Origin of the sequence: Arthrobacter sp. JSM 101049 (assembly GCF_041679245.1) — a bacterium.
Classification (GTDB): domain Bacteria; phylum Actinomycetota; class Actinomycetes; order Actinomycetales; family Micrococcaceae; genus Arthrobacter_H.
The window spans coordinates 428,644-443,345 of sequence record NZ_JBGFFC010000002.1 but is presented as its reverse complement, the minus strand read 5'-3'; the positions used below and the strand labels follow the sequence as shown (position 1 = coordinate 443,345).

At 68.9% G+C, this 14,702-nt stretch carries 15 protein-coding genes; 13 read left to right on the top strand and 2 right to left on the bottom strand.

The window, feature by feature from the left end:
• Nucleotides 1-33: 33 nt before the first annotated feature.
• Both purU and AB8M85_RS07195 read right to left on the bottom strand, forming a co-directional pair.
• Nucleotides 34-882 (bottom strand): formyltetrahydrofolate deformylase, encoded by an 849-nt coding sequence (gene purU / locus AB8M85_RS07200; protein WP_372698092.1) that lies wholly within the window; start codon nucleotides 880-882, stop codon nucleotides 34-36.
• A 5-nt stretch (nucleotides 883-887) separates the two neighbouring features.
• Entirely contained in the window at nucleotides 888-2,003 is a 1,116-nt protein-coding gene (locus tag AB8M85_RS07195; protein ID WP_372698091.1) for an FAD-dependent oxidoreductase, read from the bottom strand.
• A gap of 352 nt (nucleotides 2,004-2,355) precedes the next feature.
• On the opposite strand from AB8M85_RS07195, the gene glyA reads away from it, so the two are divergent.
• From glyA to AB8M85_RS07130, 13 genes are all read left to right on the top strand, one after another.
• Complete coding sequence (gene glyA, locus AB8M85_RS07190) at nucleotides 2,356-3,645, top strand: serine hydroxymethyltransferase (RefSeq protein WP_372698090.1); 1,290 nt, start codon at nucleotides 2,356-2,358, stop codon at nucleotides 3,643-3,645.
• A 2-nt stretch (nucleotides 3,646-3,647) separates the two neighbouring features.
• On the top strand, nucleotides 3,648-4,532 hold the full coding sequence (locus AB8M85_RS07185) for a bifunctional methylenetetrahydrofolate dehydrogenase/methenyltetrahydrofolate cyclohydrolase (protein ID WP_372698089.1): 885 nt from the start codon (nucleotides 3,648-3,650) through the stop codon (nucleotides 4,530-4,532).
• A 258-nt stretch (nucleotides 4,533-4,790) separates the two neighbouring features.
• Nucleotides 4,791-5,549, top strand: a complete 759-nt coding sequence (locus AB8M85_RS07180; protein ID WP_372698088.1) for a hypothetical protein — start codon at nucleotides 4,791-4,793, stop codon at nucleotides 5,547-5,549.
• Between the two features lie 182 nt (nucleotides 5,550-5,731).
• Nucleotides 5,732-6,847: a fatty acid desaturase gene (locus AB8M85_RS07175; protein ID WP_372698087.1), complete on the top strand. Its 1,116-nt coding sequence runs from the start codon at nucleotides 5,732-5,734 to the stop codon at nucleotides 6,845-6,847.
• A 49-nt stretch (nucleotides 6,848-6,896) separates the two neighbouring features.
• Nucleotides 6,897-7,838 (top strand): ABC transporter ATP-binding protein, encoded by a 942-nt coding sequence (locus tag AB8M85_RS07170; RefSeq protein WP_372698086.1) that lies wholly within the window; start codon nucleotides 6,897-6,899, stop codon nucleotides 7,836-7,838.
• A gap of 112 nt (nucleotides 7,839-7,950) precedes the next feature.
• The gene (locus tag AB8M85_RS07165; RefSeq protein WP_372698547.1) at nucleotides 7,951-8,784 is read left to right on the top strand and encodes an ABC transporter permease; all 834 of its coding nucleotides are present in this window, start codon (nucleotides 7,951-7,953) and stop codon (nucleotides 8,782-8,784) included.
• Nucleotide 8,785: 1 nt separating this feature from the next.
• Nucleotides 8,786-9,616, top strand: coding sequence for an ABC transporter permease (locus AB8M85_RS07160; RefSeq protein ID WP_372698085.1), 831 nt, complete (start codon nucleotides 8,786-8,788; stop codon nucleotides 9,614-9,616).
• A gap of 60 nt (nucleotides 9,617-9,676) precedes the next feature.
• On the top strand, nucleotides 9,677-10,036 hold the full coding sequence (locus AB8M85_RS07155; protein WP_372698084.1) for a VOC family protein: 360 nt from the start codon (nucleotides 9,677-9,679) through the stop codon (nucleotides 10,034-10,036).
• Between the two features lie 428 nt (nucleotides 10,037-10,464).
• Entirely contained in the window at nucleotides 10,465-10,986 is a 522-nt protein-coding gene (locus AB8M85_RS07150; RefSeq protein ID WP_372698083.1) for a hypothetical protein, read from the top strand.
• A 15-nt stretch (nucleotides 10,987-11,001) separates the two neighbouring features.
• Nucleotides 11,002-11,847 carry an exodeoxyribonuclease III gene (locus AB8M85_RS07145; RefSeq protein ID WP_372698546.1) on the top strand — a complete coding sequence of 282 codons (846 nt, stop codon included), beginning with the start codon at nucleotides 11,002-11,004 and terminating at the stop codon, nucleotides 11,845-11,847.
• 12 nt (nucleotides 11,848-11,859) lie between these two features.
• Nucleotides 11,860-12,939, top strand: a complete 1,080-nt coding sequence (gene trpS, locus AB8M85_RS07140) for a tryptophan--tRNA ligase (RefSeq protein ID WP_372698082.1) — start codon at nucleotides 11,860-11,862, stop codon at nucleotides 12,937-12,939.
• A 3-nt stretch (nucleotides 12,940-12,942) separates the two neighbouring features.
• Nucleotides 12,943-13,524 (top strand): 2'-5' RNA ligase family protein, encoded by a 582-nt coding sequence (locus AB8M85_RS07135; RefSeq protein WP_372698081.1) that lies wholly within the window; start codon nucleotides 12,943-12,945, stop codon nucleotides 13,522-13,524.
• Nucleotides 13,496-14,680, top strand: coding sequence for a YihY/virulence factor BrkB family protein (locus AB8M85_RS07130; protein WP_372698080.1), 1,185 nt, complete (start codon nucleotides 13,496-13,498; stop codon nucleotides 14,678-14,680). The genes AB8M85_RS07135 and AB8M85_RS07130 overlap by 29 nt, the downstream gene beginning before the upstream one ends.
• The last annotated feature ends 22 nt before the right edge of the window (nucleotides 14,681-14,702 follow it).

Genomic DNA, 14,702 nt, shown 5'->3' with positions numbered 1-14,702 from the left:
GACCCGAGTCTACAAAGACCGGCGCGGGCCGCTTCAGTTGAAGACGACGGTGCGTCGCCCGTCGAGCAGGATGCGCCGCTGGGCCGCCCACTGCACCGCCTGGGCCAGCGTGCGGCCCTCGACGTCACGGCCCATGGACACGAATTGGCCCGCCGTCTTGGCGTGGTCGACCCGGATGACCTGCTGTTCGATGATCGGGCCCTCGTCCAGGTCGGCGGTCACGTAGTGCGCGGTGGCCCCGATCATCTTCACGCCTCGGGCATGGGCCTGGTGGTAGGGCCTGGCCCCCTTGAAGGAGGGCAGGAACGAGTGGTGGATGTTGATCGCCCGGCCCGCCAGCTCGCGGCACAGCCCATCGGAGAGGATCTGCATGTAGCGGGCGAGGACCACCAGCTCGATGTCGTGTTCGCGCACCAGCCCGAGCAGCTTCGCCTCGGCGTCGGGCTTGGTTGCGGCCGTGACCGGCAGGTGCAGGAAGTCCACGCCGTAGAACTCCGCCATCGGTGCCAGGTCCGGGTGGTTGGAGACGATCAGCGGGACCTCGATGGGCAGCGAGCCGGCGCGCTGCTGGAACAGCAGGTCGTTCAGCGCATGCCCGGCCGTGGAGCACATGATGAGCGTGCGCAGCGGCTGCGCCTCGGGGTGGACGGCCAGGGTCATGGAGAAGCGGGCCGCCACCGCGTCCAGGGGCGCGCGGACCGCGTCGATCCCGGCCGCGGTGGAGACGGCCACGCGCATGAAGAACCGGTCCGACTCGGGGCTCTCGAATTGCTGGGACTCGGTGATATTGCACCCGGTCTCCAGCAGCGCACCCGAGACGGCGTGCACGATGCCGGGCCGGTCGGGGCAGGAGAGGGTCACGATGTACTGGTGGCTGGTCACGGACCCTAGCCTATCGCCAGCGCCTCAGGGACCTGTGGTGCCGGCGGTGCCGCTGTCCGCACCGAGCGCAGCGCGACCAGTGCCGCGGCCCGTCCCGCGCGGGTGGCGCCCAGCGTGGAGGCCGAGGCCCCGTAGCCGACCAGGAACAACCGGGGTTCGCGCACCACGGTGACCGCATCTGCTGCCATGCGGATCCCGCCGCCGGCCTCGCGCAGCCGCAGCGGGGACAGGTGGTCCAGGGCGGCCCGGAAGCCGGTGGCCCAGAGCACGGTGTCCAGCTCCGCCGTCGTGCCATCGGCGAAGACCGCCCCGCCGGGCACCAGCCGCTGCAGCGGGCCGCGGGAGGCCAGCACCCCGGCCTCGATCCCTGCGCGGTACTGGCCGGTCAGCGGCAGCCCGGTCTCGGAGACCACGCTGCGCGGCGGCAGCCCGGCCCGGGTGCGGGCGTTGACCCGCTCCTCGACCCCGCGGCCCCACTCCGCGTCGAAGGCGGTGGAGGTCCAGTCCGGTGCCCTGCGGGTCGACCACACCGTGGAGGCCCCGGCGGCGTCGAGCTGCAGCAGGAACTGCACCGCCGAGGTCCCGCCGCCGACGACCAGCACGCGCTCGCCGGCGAAGTCCGCGGCGTCGGTGAAGTCGTGGGTGTGCAGCTGGCGGCCGCCGAAGTCCGCGCGTCCGGGGTACGCCGGCCAGTAGGGCCGGTCCCAGGTGCCGGTGGCGTTCACGACCGCCTCCGCTCTCCAGGTGCGCCCGTCGGTGGCCCGGACGACCAGGCCGTCTGCGGGGCCACCGGCCTGAGCGGGGGTGCGCGTGATGGACGCGACCCGGACCGGACGCACGACGGCCAGGCCGAAGTGGTGCTCGTACTGCCCGTAGTACCGCGAGACGACGGCGGAGGCCGGCTCGCGCGGATCGGGTGTGCCCAGGGGCAGGCCCGGCAGGTCGTGCAGGGCATGGGCGGCATCGAAGGTCAGTGAATCCCAGCGGTGGCGCCACGCCCCGCCGGGGCCGTCATTGGCGTCGAGCACCACGAAGTCCGTCCCCGGGCGCAGCCCCCGGCGCGCCAGGTGATAGGCGGCGCTGAGCCCGGCTTGTCCGGCCCCGACGACGATGACCTGCATCCATCCTCCTGCTTGAAGCCTCAACTAATGGGGGAACGGGCGGGAGGGCGCGCGTATTCCCGGGCGCCGATGTCACGGCCGGCAACCACCAGGGCACGGCAACCACCACGGCCCGGCAACCGCCGGAACCCGCTCCCGGACGGGCCGCACCGAGCGCGTAAACCTTCGATGCGCCCCGGCCCGGCTCGGTTAGCATGGGAAGGCCGCGACTGGCGTTTAAGTGGAGGACCACAGGGGAGCGGCAGCAGGACCCACCAACGGATCGCGCGCCTGGACCCGGGGGCCAGCGATGCGGCATGCGCCGTCGTCGTGTCCCAGACCGACAACTATCCCCGCAGCAGGAGAAGATTTCGTGAGCAGAGAGAACACCGTCACCAACCAGCCGCTCTCGGAGGTGGACCCGGAGATCGCCGCGGTCCTCACCGCCGAACTCGGCCGCCAGCGCGACACGCTGGAAATGATCGCCTCGGAGAACTTCGCCCCGCGCGCCGTCCTGCAGGCCCAGGGCTCGGTGCTGACCAACAAGTACGCCGAGGGCTACCCGGGCCGGCGCTACTACGGCGGCTGCGAGCACGTCGACGTCGCCGAGAACCTGGCCCGCGACCGGGTCAAGTCCCTCTTCGGCGCCGCCTACGCCAACGTCCAGCCGCACTCCGGGGCCTCGGCCAACGCCGCCGCCCTGGCCGCGATGATCAAGCCCGGAGAGAAGATCCTGGGCCTCTCGCTGGCCCACGGCGGCCACCTCACCCACGGCATGAAGCTGAACTTCTCCGGCAAGCTCTACGAGGTCGCCGCTTACGAGGTCGAACCCGACACCTTCACCATCGACATGGACAAGCTGCGCGCCCAGGCCATCGCCGAAAACCCCCGGGTCATCATCGCCGGCTGGTCCGCCTACCCGCGCCAGCTCGACTTCGCCGCGTTCCGCTCCATCGCCGACGAGGTCGGGGCGCTGCTCTGGGTCGACATGGCCCACTTCGCAGGCCTCGTCGCCGCCGGGCTGCACCCTAACCCCGTGCCCTACGCCGACGTCGTCACCTCCACGGTGCACAAGACGCTCGCCGGACCGCGCTCGGGCCTGATCCTGACCAACGACCCGGAGCTGGCCAAGAAGATCAACTCCAACGTCTTCCCCGGCCAGCAGGGCGGGCCGCTGATGCACGCCATCGCCGGCAAGGCCGTGGCCTTCAAGATCGCCGCGTCTGAGGAGTTCCGCGAACGCCAGGAACGCACCCTGGAGGGCGCGCGCCTGCTGGCCGAACGGCTCAGCGCCGAGGATGTTGCCGCGCGCGGGGTCTCCGTGCTCACCGGCGGCACCGACGTCCACCTGGTCCTGGTGGACCTGCGCGACTCCGAGCTGGACGGCAAGCAGGCCGAGGACCTGCTGCACTCCATCGGGATCACGGTCAACCGCAATGCCGTCCCCTTCGACCCCCGCCCGCCGATGGTGACCTCCGGGCTGCGCATCGGCACTCCGGCGCTGGCCACCCGCGGATTCGGCGCCGCCGAATTCACCGAGGTCGCCGACATCATCGCCACCGCATTGCGCGACGGGGCGGGCGCCGACACGGCCGCCCTGGGCGCCCGCGTGCAGCAGCTGGCCGCCGACTTCCCCCTCTACGCCGAATTGGAGCAGTGGTAACCATGGCAGAACGTGCCCAAGTACTCGACGGCAAGGCCACTGCGGCCGCCATCAAGGCAGAACTGACCGAACGCGTCGCCGCCCTGGCCGAACGCGGCATCACCCCGGGCCTAGGCACCATCCTGGTCGGTGACGACCCGGGCTCGAAGTGGTACGTCGGCGGCAAGCACAAGGACTGCGCCGAGGTCGGCATCACCTCCATCCGCATCGACCTTCCCGAGGACACCACGCAGGACGAGCTGCTGGCCAAGGTCCGCGAGCTCAACGAGAACCCGGAGTGCACCGGCTACATCGTCCAGCTGCCGCTGCCGGCGCACATTGACCAGGACACCGTGCTGGAGGCCATGGACCCGGCCAAGGATGCCGACGGCCTGCACCCGATGAACCTGGGCCGGCTCGTGGCCAACGTCAACCGTCCGATGGAGTCCCCGCTGCCGTGCACCCCCAAGGGCTGCGTGGAGCTGCTGGCCCGCCACGACATCGACCTCAAGGGCAAGGACGTCCTGGTCGTCGGCCGCGGCGTCACCATCGGCCGCCCCATCGGGCTGCTGCTGACCCGCAAGTCCATCAACGCGACGGTCACCCTGGCCCACACCGGCACCACCGACCTGGCGGACCACCTGGGCCGCGCCGACGTCGTCATCGCCGCCGCCGGGTCCCCGCACATGATCAAGGCCGCCGACCTGAAGCCCGGCGCGATCGTCCTGGACGTCGGCGTCAGCCGCGTCGACGACGGATCCGGCAAGGCCAAGGTCACCGGTGACGTGGACCCGGCCGCCTACGACGTTGCCTCGTGGATCTCGCCGAACCCCGGCGGCGTGGGCCCGATGACCCGCGCCATGCTGCTGGCCAATGTCGTGGAGTCCGCCGAGCGCCAGGCCGGCTAACGACCCGCCACCCGGCGAGGACCAGCGGGGCCCGGGAACCACGTGGTTCCCGGGCCGCGCTGCCGTCCCGGCCGGGCCCTCCCGACCTCCCGGTGCCCCTACACTGCAGGGAGTACGACGGCGGTGCCCGGCTACCGCCGTGGGCGGTGCTGCGGGGGACGGGCCTCGGATGACCGGGAGCCTGTCCCGAACGGGGCCGAGATGGTAGACAGGCGGTGTAAGTCCTGAACCATCCACCCATCAAGGGGGTTAGATCACATGGACACCGCACAGATCATCTGGATCATCGTCGCCATCGTGGTGGTGCTGATCATCATCGGCATCATCGCCCGGGTCGCGGGAGGCAAGAGAAAGGACCGCAACCGCGAGGAAGCCGGACGGATCCGGACGGAGGCCCAGGAAGGCCACCTCGAGGCCCGGGAACGTGAGAATGCCGCCCAGCGCGCAAAGGCCGACGCCGACGCCGCGGAGCTGAAATCCCGCGAACGCGACGTCGAGGCCCAGCGGCTGCAGACGCAGGCCCAGGACGCGCAGGTCGCCGCGGAGCGCAAGCGCATGGAATCAGACAAGCTGGGTGCCTCGGCTGCCGAACGCCACCAGGAATCCGCGGACGGGTTGCGCCGGGCCGAGAAGCTGGACCCCGACACCGGGCGCGGCAACGAGCGCCCTGAACGCCGGAGCGACGGCCGGGTCGATGGCGGACCAGCCGGCGGCGGGCCCGCCCCGGGTGGCCGAAACGATGACGGCGGGCCGCGGGCCGAAGCCGCCGGGGAACCGGTGGCCGGAAACCACTCGGATGCCTATGGCGACCGCGCTGGCCAGGCAGACACCGGGCGCACGGAAGCCCCGCCGGCCGCCGGGGACCCGCTGGCGATGGATAGCCCTGATGCCTACGGTGACGCCGCAGCCCAGCGCACCGACGGGACCGCACACGGTGACCAGAAACGCGACGTGGATCCGGGTGGCGACCCGCAGAGCCGGCACGGTGAGGATCCCAAGCACCGCGACCAGGGCTGACCTGCCTGGCGCATCCGATGCGGCGGGGTATTCCGGCACCAGCCGGGGTGTCCCGCCGCCGTCGTATCCGGTCATTGACAGGGGATGCACAGCAATGGTGCGTAGTGTGGGTAGTCAAGGAGCCATTGTCTTTGGGTCCTGCGGCGTCACCGCCGAGAACTTCGCTCAGTAGGGAGTTGCCCATGAGCACTCAAGCCTTTTCCGCCACCTCCACATCCCCGACGACGAAAGCACCGCCGCGCCGCAACGCCGGCGCCCGGAATTTCAGCCTGCTGAAGAACCGTGTCGTCGACGCGGGCCTGATGCGGCGCCGGCGGGGATACTACCTCGGCGTCGTGATGCTGTTGACCCTCTTCCTGGCCGCAGCCGTCACGGGGTTCACGCTGCTCGGCGACAGCTGGTTCCAGCTGTTCGTCGCCGGCGCCCTGGGCATCATCCTGACCCAGTTCGCGTTCCTGGCCCATGAGGCCTCCCACCGCCAGGTCATGGAATCCGGTCCAGCAAACGACCGCGCCGGCCGGATTCTGGCCAACGCCGTCGTCGGCATCAGCTACCAGTGGTGGATGAACAAGCACACCCGGCACCATGCGAAGCCGAACACCGTCGGCAAGGACCCGGACATCGAGCAGGACACGATCTCCTTCCAGCCCGAGGACGCCGCAGCGCGCACGGGGCTCATGGCCTGGTTGACCCGCCGCCAGGGGTACCTCTTCTTCCCGCTGCTCACGATGGAGGGCCTCAACCTCCACATGCAGTCGATCAAGTACCTCTTCTCCGGCAACAAGGTCAAGGCACGCAAACGCGAATTGACGACGATCGGGCTGCGTCTGGCCATCTACCTCGCCGCGATCTACATCTTCCTGCCCTGGGGGATCGCCAGCGCGTTCGTCGGTGTGCAGCTGGCCGTCTTCGGCATCTACATGGGTGCCTCGTTCGCCCCCAACCACAAGGGCATGCCGCTGATTCCCAAGACCTCGACCATCGACTTCTTCAGCCGCCAGGTCCTGACCAGCCGGAACATCGTGGGCAAGACGTCCTTCGGGACCCGCATGCTCACCGGCGTCTTCGGCGGGCTGAACTACCAGGTCGAGCACCACCTGTTCCCGAGCATGCCGCGGCCGCATCTGCGCGAGGTCAGCGTCATGGTCCGGCAATACTGCCAGGAACTCAAGGTGCCGTACACCGTCGCCTCGGTCGGCGCCTCCTACGGCCAGGTGGTCCGGTACCTGAACACCGTGGGGCTCTCGGCACGGGACCCGTTCGACTGCCCGATGGTCACGGAGTACCGCCCGCACTAGAAGCGGTGATTGATTTGTGCCAACCACTGCTAGGCAGTAGAGTGCGGTTGTGCGACAGACCACATCCCGTCCGACAGTGATCGCCGCCGACCAGCTCACCAAGCGGTACGGCGACTTCACGGCAGTCGACGCCATCTCCTTCGAGGTCCCCGCGGGGGAATCCTTCGGCCTGCTCGGACCGAACGGCGCCGGCAAATCCACCACCATGCGCATGATCGGCGGGGTCTCCCAACGCAGCGGCGGCACGCTGCGCATCATGGGCCTGGACCCCGAGGAGCAGGGCCCGGAAGTCCGGGCCCACCTCGGAGTGGTCCCGCAGGAGGACAACCTCGACCAGGAGCTCAAGGTCAGGGACAACCTGATCGTCTACGGCCGCTACTTCGGGCTCCCACTGTCCTACCTGCGCCCCAAGGCCGACGAGCTGCTGGACTTCGCCCAGCTCACCGACAAGGCCGACGCCCGGGTGGAGGACCTCTCCGGGGGCATGAAACGCCGGCTGACCATCGCCCGCTCGCTGATCAACGACCCCCGCGTGCTGCTCCTGGACGAACCGACGACCGGCCTGGACCCGCAGGCACGCCACATCCTCTGGGACCGGCTGTTCCGGCTCAAGGAACGCGGCGTCACCTTGGTGCTCACGACCCACTACATGGACGAGGCAGAACAACTCTGCGATCGGCTCATCGTGGTGGACAAGGGCCGGATCATGGCCGAGGGGTCACCGGCGGAGCTGATCCGCCAGTACTCCACGCGGGAAGTGCTCGAACTGCGCTTCGGTGCCGACCGCAACGCCGGCGCCGCCGACGCGGTCGAGGGGATCGGGGAACGGATCGAGGTCCTGCCCGACCGGCTGCTGGTCTACGCCCACGACGGCGAGGCAGCCCTGGAAGCCGTCGGCAACCGCGGCCTGTCCCCGTTGACCTCACTGGTGCGCCGATCCTCGCTGGAGGACGTGTTCCTCCGGCTGACCGGGCGGAGCCTCATTGAGTAGCCACGACGTGGGAAGCCACGACCCTGGATCCGCCGGGCCCGTCCAGCCTTCCGCCCGGGAGCCCGGGGAGGCATCGGCGTCGTCCCCGGCGCCGGGGCAGGGCCCGGCCTACCTGAACTCGAACTTGGCGGCGCACCCGCCGCTGGCCAGCGCCGCCAAGGCGCGCCGCTTCGGGACCTGGTACCTGGCCGAGCAGCACCTGCGCGGCATGAAGGGCTATCTGGACATCGTCATCGCCTACTCGGTGGGAAACCCGCTGGTGTACCTGTTCGCGATGGGCATCGGGCTGGCCTCGCTGGTCGACTCGAACAACGCCGGCGGAGCCTTCGACGGGGCGAGCTACCTGCAGTTCATCGCCCCCGCGCTGCTGGCCTCGGCCGCGATGATGACCGCCGCCGGCGAGTTCACCTACGCGGTGATGTCCGGCTTCAAATGGTGGAAGACCTACTACGGGCCGTTGGCCACGCCGGTGACGCCCGAGCAGATCTGCCAGGGGCATGCGCTGGCCGTGACGCTGCGCATCGTGGCGCAGAGCGCGGTCTACCTGGTGATCGTGCTGTTCTTCGGTGCGGCCACCAGCGGGTGGGCCTGGGCCACGATCCTCACCGCCTCCCTGGCCGGGGTCGCCTTCGGGCTGCCGCTGATGGCGTACTCGGCGACGGTCACGGTGGAAAAGGGCCAATTCGCCCTGGTCCAGCGGTTCATCGTCATGCCGTTGTTCCTGTTCTCCGGGACGCTGTTCCCGCTGTCGACGCTGCCCTGGTTCCTGCAGTGGATCGGCTGGATCTCCCCGGTCTGGCACGCCACCGAGCTGGGTCGTGTCCTCTCATACGGCTATGCCGAACCCGGCTGGCTCTCCGTCGTGCACGTGCTCTACCTGCTGGTCCTGGCCGGCGGGGGACTGCTGCTCGCCCGGCGCGTCTACGCACGACGGCTGGAGGGTTGAGATGAGCCTGGTGAAGGATGCGGACCTCGAACTGACAGCCGACCGGCGGCCCCTGGCCTCCCTCTACTCGCGCAACGTGCGCGCAGTGATCGTCCGCGGCCTGGTGGCGACCAAGACGTCGAACGCGGCCATCATGATCTCGGGGTTCGTCGAGCCGGTGCTCTACCTGCTCTCGATGGGCATCGGCCTGGGCGCCCTCATCGGCACCGTCCAGGGCCCCGGCGGAACGGAGATCAGCTATGCCGCGTACATCGCCCCGGCATTGCTGACCGTCTCGGCCATGAACGGGGCCCTGTACGACTCCACCATGAACGTCTTCTTCAAGATGAACTACGCCAAGCTCTACCAGAACATGCTCTACACCTCGTTGGGGCCGCTGGATGTGGCGCTGGGGGAGATCTTCCTGGCCCTGCTGCGAGGGTTCCTCTACGCCACCGGCTTCACCATCGTCATGGCGGCCATGGGATTGGTCACCACCTGGTGGGCGCTGCTGATGGTCCCGGCCTCGGTCCTCATCGCCTTCGGATTCGCCTCGATCGGCATGGGCATCACCTCCTACATCCGCACCTTCCAGCAGCTGGACTGGGTGACGTTCATCATGTTGCCGATGTTCCTGTTCTCGGCCACGTTCTACCCACTCACCGTCTACCCGGAGCCGATCCAGTGGGTGATCCAGGCCCTGCCGCTCTGGCACGGAGTCGAGCTGCTGCGCCAGCTCTCGGTGGGCGCCTTCGGCTACATGACCGTCGTCCACGTGCTCTACTACGTGGTCATGGTCGCGGTGGGAATGGTCCTCACCACCCGCCGGCTGCGGGCTCTGTTCCTGAGGTGAGATGGGGCAGCAGGGGCCGCGACAGGTAGTCTGTTCCACAGCAGAACCCAAGGAGGAGCCGTGATCGGCAGTTGGCATGCGGTCGTCATCGACTGCGAAGACACGGAAATCATGGCCGATTTCTACGAACAGGTCCTCGGCATGGTGCGGGTGCAGCATGACGACGACGGATGGATCACCATCGGGGACGCCCCCGACCGCCCGGCGATCGCATTCCAGCGGGTGGAGGGCTACCAGCGGCCCGAATGGCCTGGCCAGACCCACCCGCAGCAGGAACACCTGGACATCCGGGTCGACGACCTGGATGTCGCCGAGGAGGCGGTGCTCAAGCTCGGGGCCACCTCAATCAACACCGGCGGCCAGAACTACCGGGTCTACCTGGACCCCCAGGGACACCCCTTCTGCCTCGTCACCTGGTGAGCCCGCCGGGCCGTCCGGCGGCGCCCTCCCGGCCGGGATGCGGCGCCGGGCGGTCATCCTCGGCGGCACCGGCGTGCTCAGGTGGGCAATCGCCGCCCGTTTGGCGCGCGCCGGCTGGTCCGTGGAGGCCATCGGCCGCACGCTGGCCCATCTGCCCGCGGAACTGGCCCGCTTCGGGATACGGTTCAACGCCGCGGACCGGCACGACCCGGCAGCCTCCCAGCCGCGCACCCGTTTCCAGCAGGACGGTACTTCCGCACATTCCTCGACTACGCCGCAGAGGACCGGTTCCTCCGATCGGCGCCGTGACCGTGCGTGGCCACCGACGGCCGCCGACGGCCCTTGGCGGCGTCGTCTTGCGCTGTCCTGCTGTTCGCCCACGGTAAACGCGTACCGGGAAGACCGCGCAGTTTGGGATACTGGAGGACATGGAACCCATCGGCATGGCCCGCCCCGCCTCGGATAAAAAGATCACCCTCAAGGCCAGCACGCTCTCGCTGGCCGTGATGGTCACCGTATTCCTGGTGGCGGTGGTCTTCGCCGCGAACCAGAACGACGTGATCGGCTGGATCGTGGCCGTCATCTCCTTCGCCTGGCTGCTATTGGCCGCCTTCCTGGTGTTCGGGCTGCGCCGCGGCGCCCGCAAGGTCAGCAGCCACCTGAAAAACGCGTCGGCCTCGATGGCGGCCCGCGCACAGCAGCCCGGGGCTTCCGAGACCGTCGTCGTCGACGAGGGGACCCGCACGCGCGACTTGAAACTGGACCACTCGTTCAAGATCGTCCAGGTCCAGGCCGGGGTCATCAAGGAACACCTCGACACCCCGGGCGACGAGGCCCGCGGCATGGTGGACCGCGCCCTGGAGACCATCGAGATCACCGCCCACAACGCCCGCGACATGATGAAGCCCTCGGATGGAAGCGCCCCGCTCTCGGGCGAGGTCATCGACTGACCGATCTTGGGTAAGCTGGATCGGGTGAGCACAGCAGCGGAAACGAACCACAGCAAGAACGCCGGCGCAGTGCGCGTCGCCTCCGTCAACCTCAACGGCATCCGGGCCGCCTACAAGCGCGGCATGGCCGATTGGCTGGCCGAGCGCGACGTCGACATCCTGACCCTGCAGGAAGTACGCGCCCCCGACGCCATCGTCCGCGAGCTGCTCGGCGACGACTGGCACATCCTGCACGCCGAGGCCGAGGCCAAGGGCCGGGCCGGGGTCGCCGTCGCCTCCCGCGTCGCCCCCACGGCCACGCGCGGGCACATCGGCGAGGACTACTTCGCCACCTCCGGCCGCTGGGTCGAAGCCGACTTCGACCTGGCCGGGAAAAACCTCACGGTCGTTAGCGCCTACGTGCATTCCGGCGAGGTCGACACCCCGAAGCAGGAGGACAAGTACCGCTTCCTGGACGTCATGACCACGCGGCTGCCCGCCCTCAAGACGCTTGCCGACCACGTACTGGTGACCGGCGACCTGAATGTCGGCCACACCGAGCGGGATATCAAGAACTGGAAGGGCAACGTGAAGCGGTCCGGCTTCCTGCCCCAGGAACGGGCCTACTTCGACCGGTTCTTCGGCGAGGAGATCGGTTACCACGATGTCGCCCGCCGCCTGGCCGGTGACGTCGACGGTCCCTACACCTGGTGGTCCTGGCGGGGGCAGGCCTTCGACAACGACACCGGCTGGCGCATCGACTACCACATGGCCACCCCGGAGCTCGCCGCCCTCGCGCACAACCCCGTCGTTGACCGGGCGCCGACCTACGCCTCGCGCTTTTCCGACCACGCACCGCTGGTCGTCGACTACCAGTTCTAGGAAGACCACACCATGACCGAACTCCTGAACCCCGAGGGCCACCGGCCCCGCGTCCTATCCGGGATGCAACCCTCAGCCGACTCGCTGCACCTGGGCAACTACCTGGGCGCCCTCGTCAACTGGGTCAAATCGCTGGACGAGTACGACGCCTTCTTCTTCGTCCCCGACATGCACGCCATCACCGTCGGACACGATCCCGCGTCCTTGCGCGAACGCACGCGCACGACGGCGGCGCAGTACATCGCTGGCGGCATCGACCAGGACGCGGCCACCTTGTTCGTGCAGTCCCACGTGCCGGAGCACGCCCAGCTGGCCTGGGTGCTGAACTGCATCACCGGTTTCGGCGAGGCCTCGCGCATGACGCAGTTCAAGGACAAGTCGGCCAAGGGCGGGCAGGACTCGGTCAGCGTCGGCCTGTTCACCTACCCGGTCCTGATGGCTGCGGACATCCTGCTCTACCAGCCGCACGCCGTGCCGGTCGGCGACGACCAGCGCCAGCACGTCGAGCTCGCCCGCGACCTCGCCCAGCGCTTCAACCACCGCTTCGGCGAGACGTTCCGGGTCCCGGAACCCCTCATCCAGAAGGAGGGGGCGCGGATCTACGACCTGCAGGATCCTCGGTCGAAGATGTCCAAGTCCGCGGCCAGCCCCAACGGCCTGATCAACATCCTCGATGACCCGAAGGTCATCACCAAGCGGATCAAGTCCGCGGTCACCGATGCCGACACCGTCATCGCCCACGACCGGGAGGGCAAGCCGGGGGTGACGAACCTGCTGGAGATCCTCTCGACCATCACCGGGAAAACCATTGCCGATCTCGTCGAGGAGTACGAGGGCAAGATGTACGGACACCTCAAGGTCGACGTGGCCGACGCCGTCGTCGCCCGCGTGGAGCCGATCCGGCGCCGGACGCTCGAGCTGCTCGATGATTCCGCCGAGCTCGACCGCCAGCTGGCGGTCGGCGCCGCACGTGCCCGGGAGATCGCCACCGCCACGCTGGACGCCGTGTATTCGAATGTGGGCTTCCTGCCGGCCGTCTCCCAGGCTGCGCCCCGGGACCTGGCGGTCGGCGACGGCGAGAGCGTGCGCTAGCGCATGGTGCTTCCCGAGCGGGGAACCGGCGTCCCCGGGGCCGAGCGCCCCGGGGACGAGGGAGTCAGCGTCGGGGTGGTCATCCCCTTGCCCGAACCCCTGCGCTCCCAGTTGCGCGAGGAGCGGGCCTCGCTCGGTGATCCCGTGGCCGGAAGCATCCCGCCACACATCACGCTGGTCACCGGGGCGGTGGCCACCGATTGGGTGGCGGTACGCGAACACGTGCGGAACGTGGCCGCGCGTGCCGGGTGCTTCCGGCTCAGCCTGCGTGGCACGGCTAGCTTCCGGCCGGTGACGAACGTGGTGTTCCTGCAGGTCGAGGACGGGTTCGACGAATGCGTCTCGCTGCACCGGGCTTTGCAGGCCGGGCCCCTGAGCCCGACCGCGGAATTCGACTTCCACCCGCATCTGACGATCGCCCACGATCTGCCCCAACGCCAGCTGGATCTCGCGTTGGAACGCCTAGAAGGCTACGCCGCCGAATTTCCCGTGGATAGAATCGGGTTGTTTGAACACGACGCCGATGGCCTGTGGGCCCTCCAGGAGGAATTGATCCTTGGCCAAGCCCGACAAACGCATAACTAGCCGCACCATCGCCCAGCGAGGCCGAGCCGCCGCGCTTTCAGGTACGGACCTTCCCGGCGGGTCCGCCGAGGCCGCCGCCGTGAACTCCCCGCTGGACCGGGCGGCTTTGCGCGTGGAGCGGTTGCACAAGCGCACCGCGTTGGGCCGGACACGGCGCGAGGAACAGGGGGTGGCCAAGGTCGCACTGGCGGCGCTGGGCGCCTTCCTCGGGTGGCTGAACTCGCTTAAGCTCATGCGCGTGTTCACGCTCTACGGACAGCGCCATGGCCCGCTGATGGCTGCGGGCAGCGCCTACAACATGTTCTTCTCCGTCGCGGCCCTGCTCGTCGCCGGATTCTCCATCTTCGGGATCATCGCCAGCGGGAGCAAGGACCTGCAGGACCTGGTGGTGGAAACCGTCGCGAAGAGCACCCCGGGGCTAATCGACACCGGGAACGGGGGACTGGCCAAACCCGAGACGCTCTTCCAATCCAGGGGGTTCGGCTGGACTTTGGTGATCTCCACGGCGACCATGCTGTTGACCTCTCTGGGCTGGATCGCCGGGCTGCGCGAGGGGATGCGCGGCGTGTACGGGTTGAACCAGCTGCGGTTGAACGCGGTCGTGGTCAAGCTGCGCGACCTTGGCGTGCTGGTCCTCCTGGGCCTGTGCCTGGTAGTGACCACCGTCGTCGGGTTCCTGGCCGGTGGATTCATCCATGTCGTCATCGACTTCCTCAAGATCGAGTCGGTGTTCGCGATTGGTCTGACCCAGGTCGCCAGCCTGCTGGTCATGCTCCTGCTGGACGCGCTGGTGGCGGTCATCCTGTTCCGGCTGGCCTCGGGGATCAACATGCCACGCTGGGCGATGCTGCAGGCCGCCCTCCTCGCCGGCGCCGGCTCGTCGATCCTGCGCTACTTCTCCTCCGAGCTGCTGGGCAGCGTGACAAGGAACCCGCTGCTGGCCTCCTTTGCTGTGATCCTCGGGCTATTCGTCTGGTTCTACCTGCTGAGCCAGGTCTACCTGATCGCCACCGCATGGGGCGCCGTGGCGACCGCAGACATCGAGGCGGCTGTCCGCCGCGGGAACAGGCCCACCCTGCGCGCTCGCGCGAACCAGTTGCGGGAGCTCCACGGGCCGGTGCGCGAGGAATCCGGCTGGCCGCAAACCCGTCCCTGACTCGCCACCCCGCGCCTACCCG

Excerpts from the sequence above, each read along its gene's own strand:
- AB8M85_RS07195 (WP_372698091.1), bottom strand. The coding sequence starts at position 2,003 with ATGCAGGTCATCGTCGTCGGGGCCGGACAAGCCGGGCTCAGCGCCGCC.
- AB8M85_RS07185 (WP_372698089.1), top strand. The coding sequence starts at position 3,648 with ATGGCAGAACGTGCCCAAGTACTCGACGGCAAGGCCACTGCGGCCGCC.
- AB8M85_RS07180 (WP_372698088.1), top strand. The coding sequence starts at position 4,791 with ATGGACACCGCACAGATCATCTGGATCATCGTCGCCATCGTGGTGGTG.
- AB8M85_RS07175 (WP_372698087.1), top strand. The coding sequence starts at position 5,732 with ATGAGCACTCAAGCCTTTTCCGCCACCTCCACATCCCCGACGACGAAA.
- AB8M85_RS07160 (WP_372698085.1), top strand. The coding sequence starts at position 8,786 with ATGAGCCTGGTGAAGGATGCGGACCTCGAACTGACAGCCGACCGGCGG.
- AB8M85_RS07150 (WP_372698083.1), top strand. The coding sequence starts at position 10,465 with ATGGAACCCATCGGCATGGCCCGCCCCGCCTCGGATAAAAAGATCACC.
- trpS (WP_372698082.1), top strand. The coding sequence starts at position 11,860 with ATGACCGAACTCCTGAACCCCGAGGGCCACCGGCCCCGCGTCCTATCC.
- AB8M85_RS07135 (WP_372698081.1), top strand. The coding sequence starts at position 12,943 with ATGGTGCTTCCCGAGCGGGGAACCGGCGTCCCCGGGGCCGAGCGCCCC.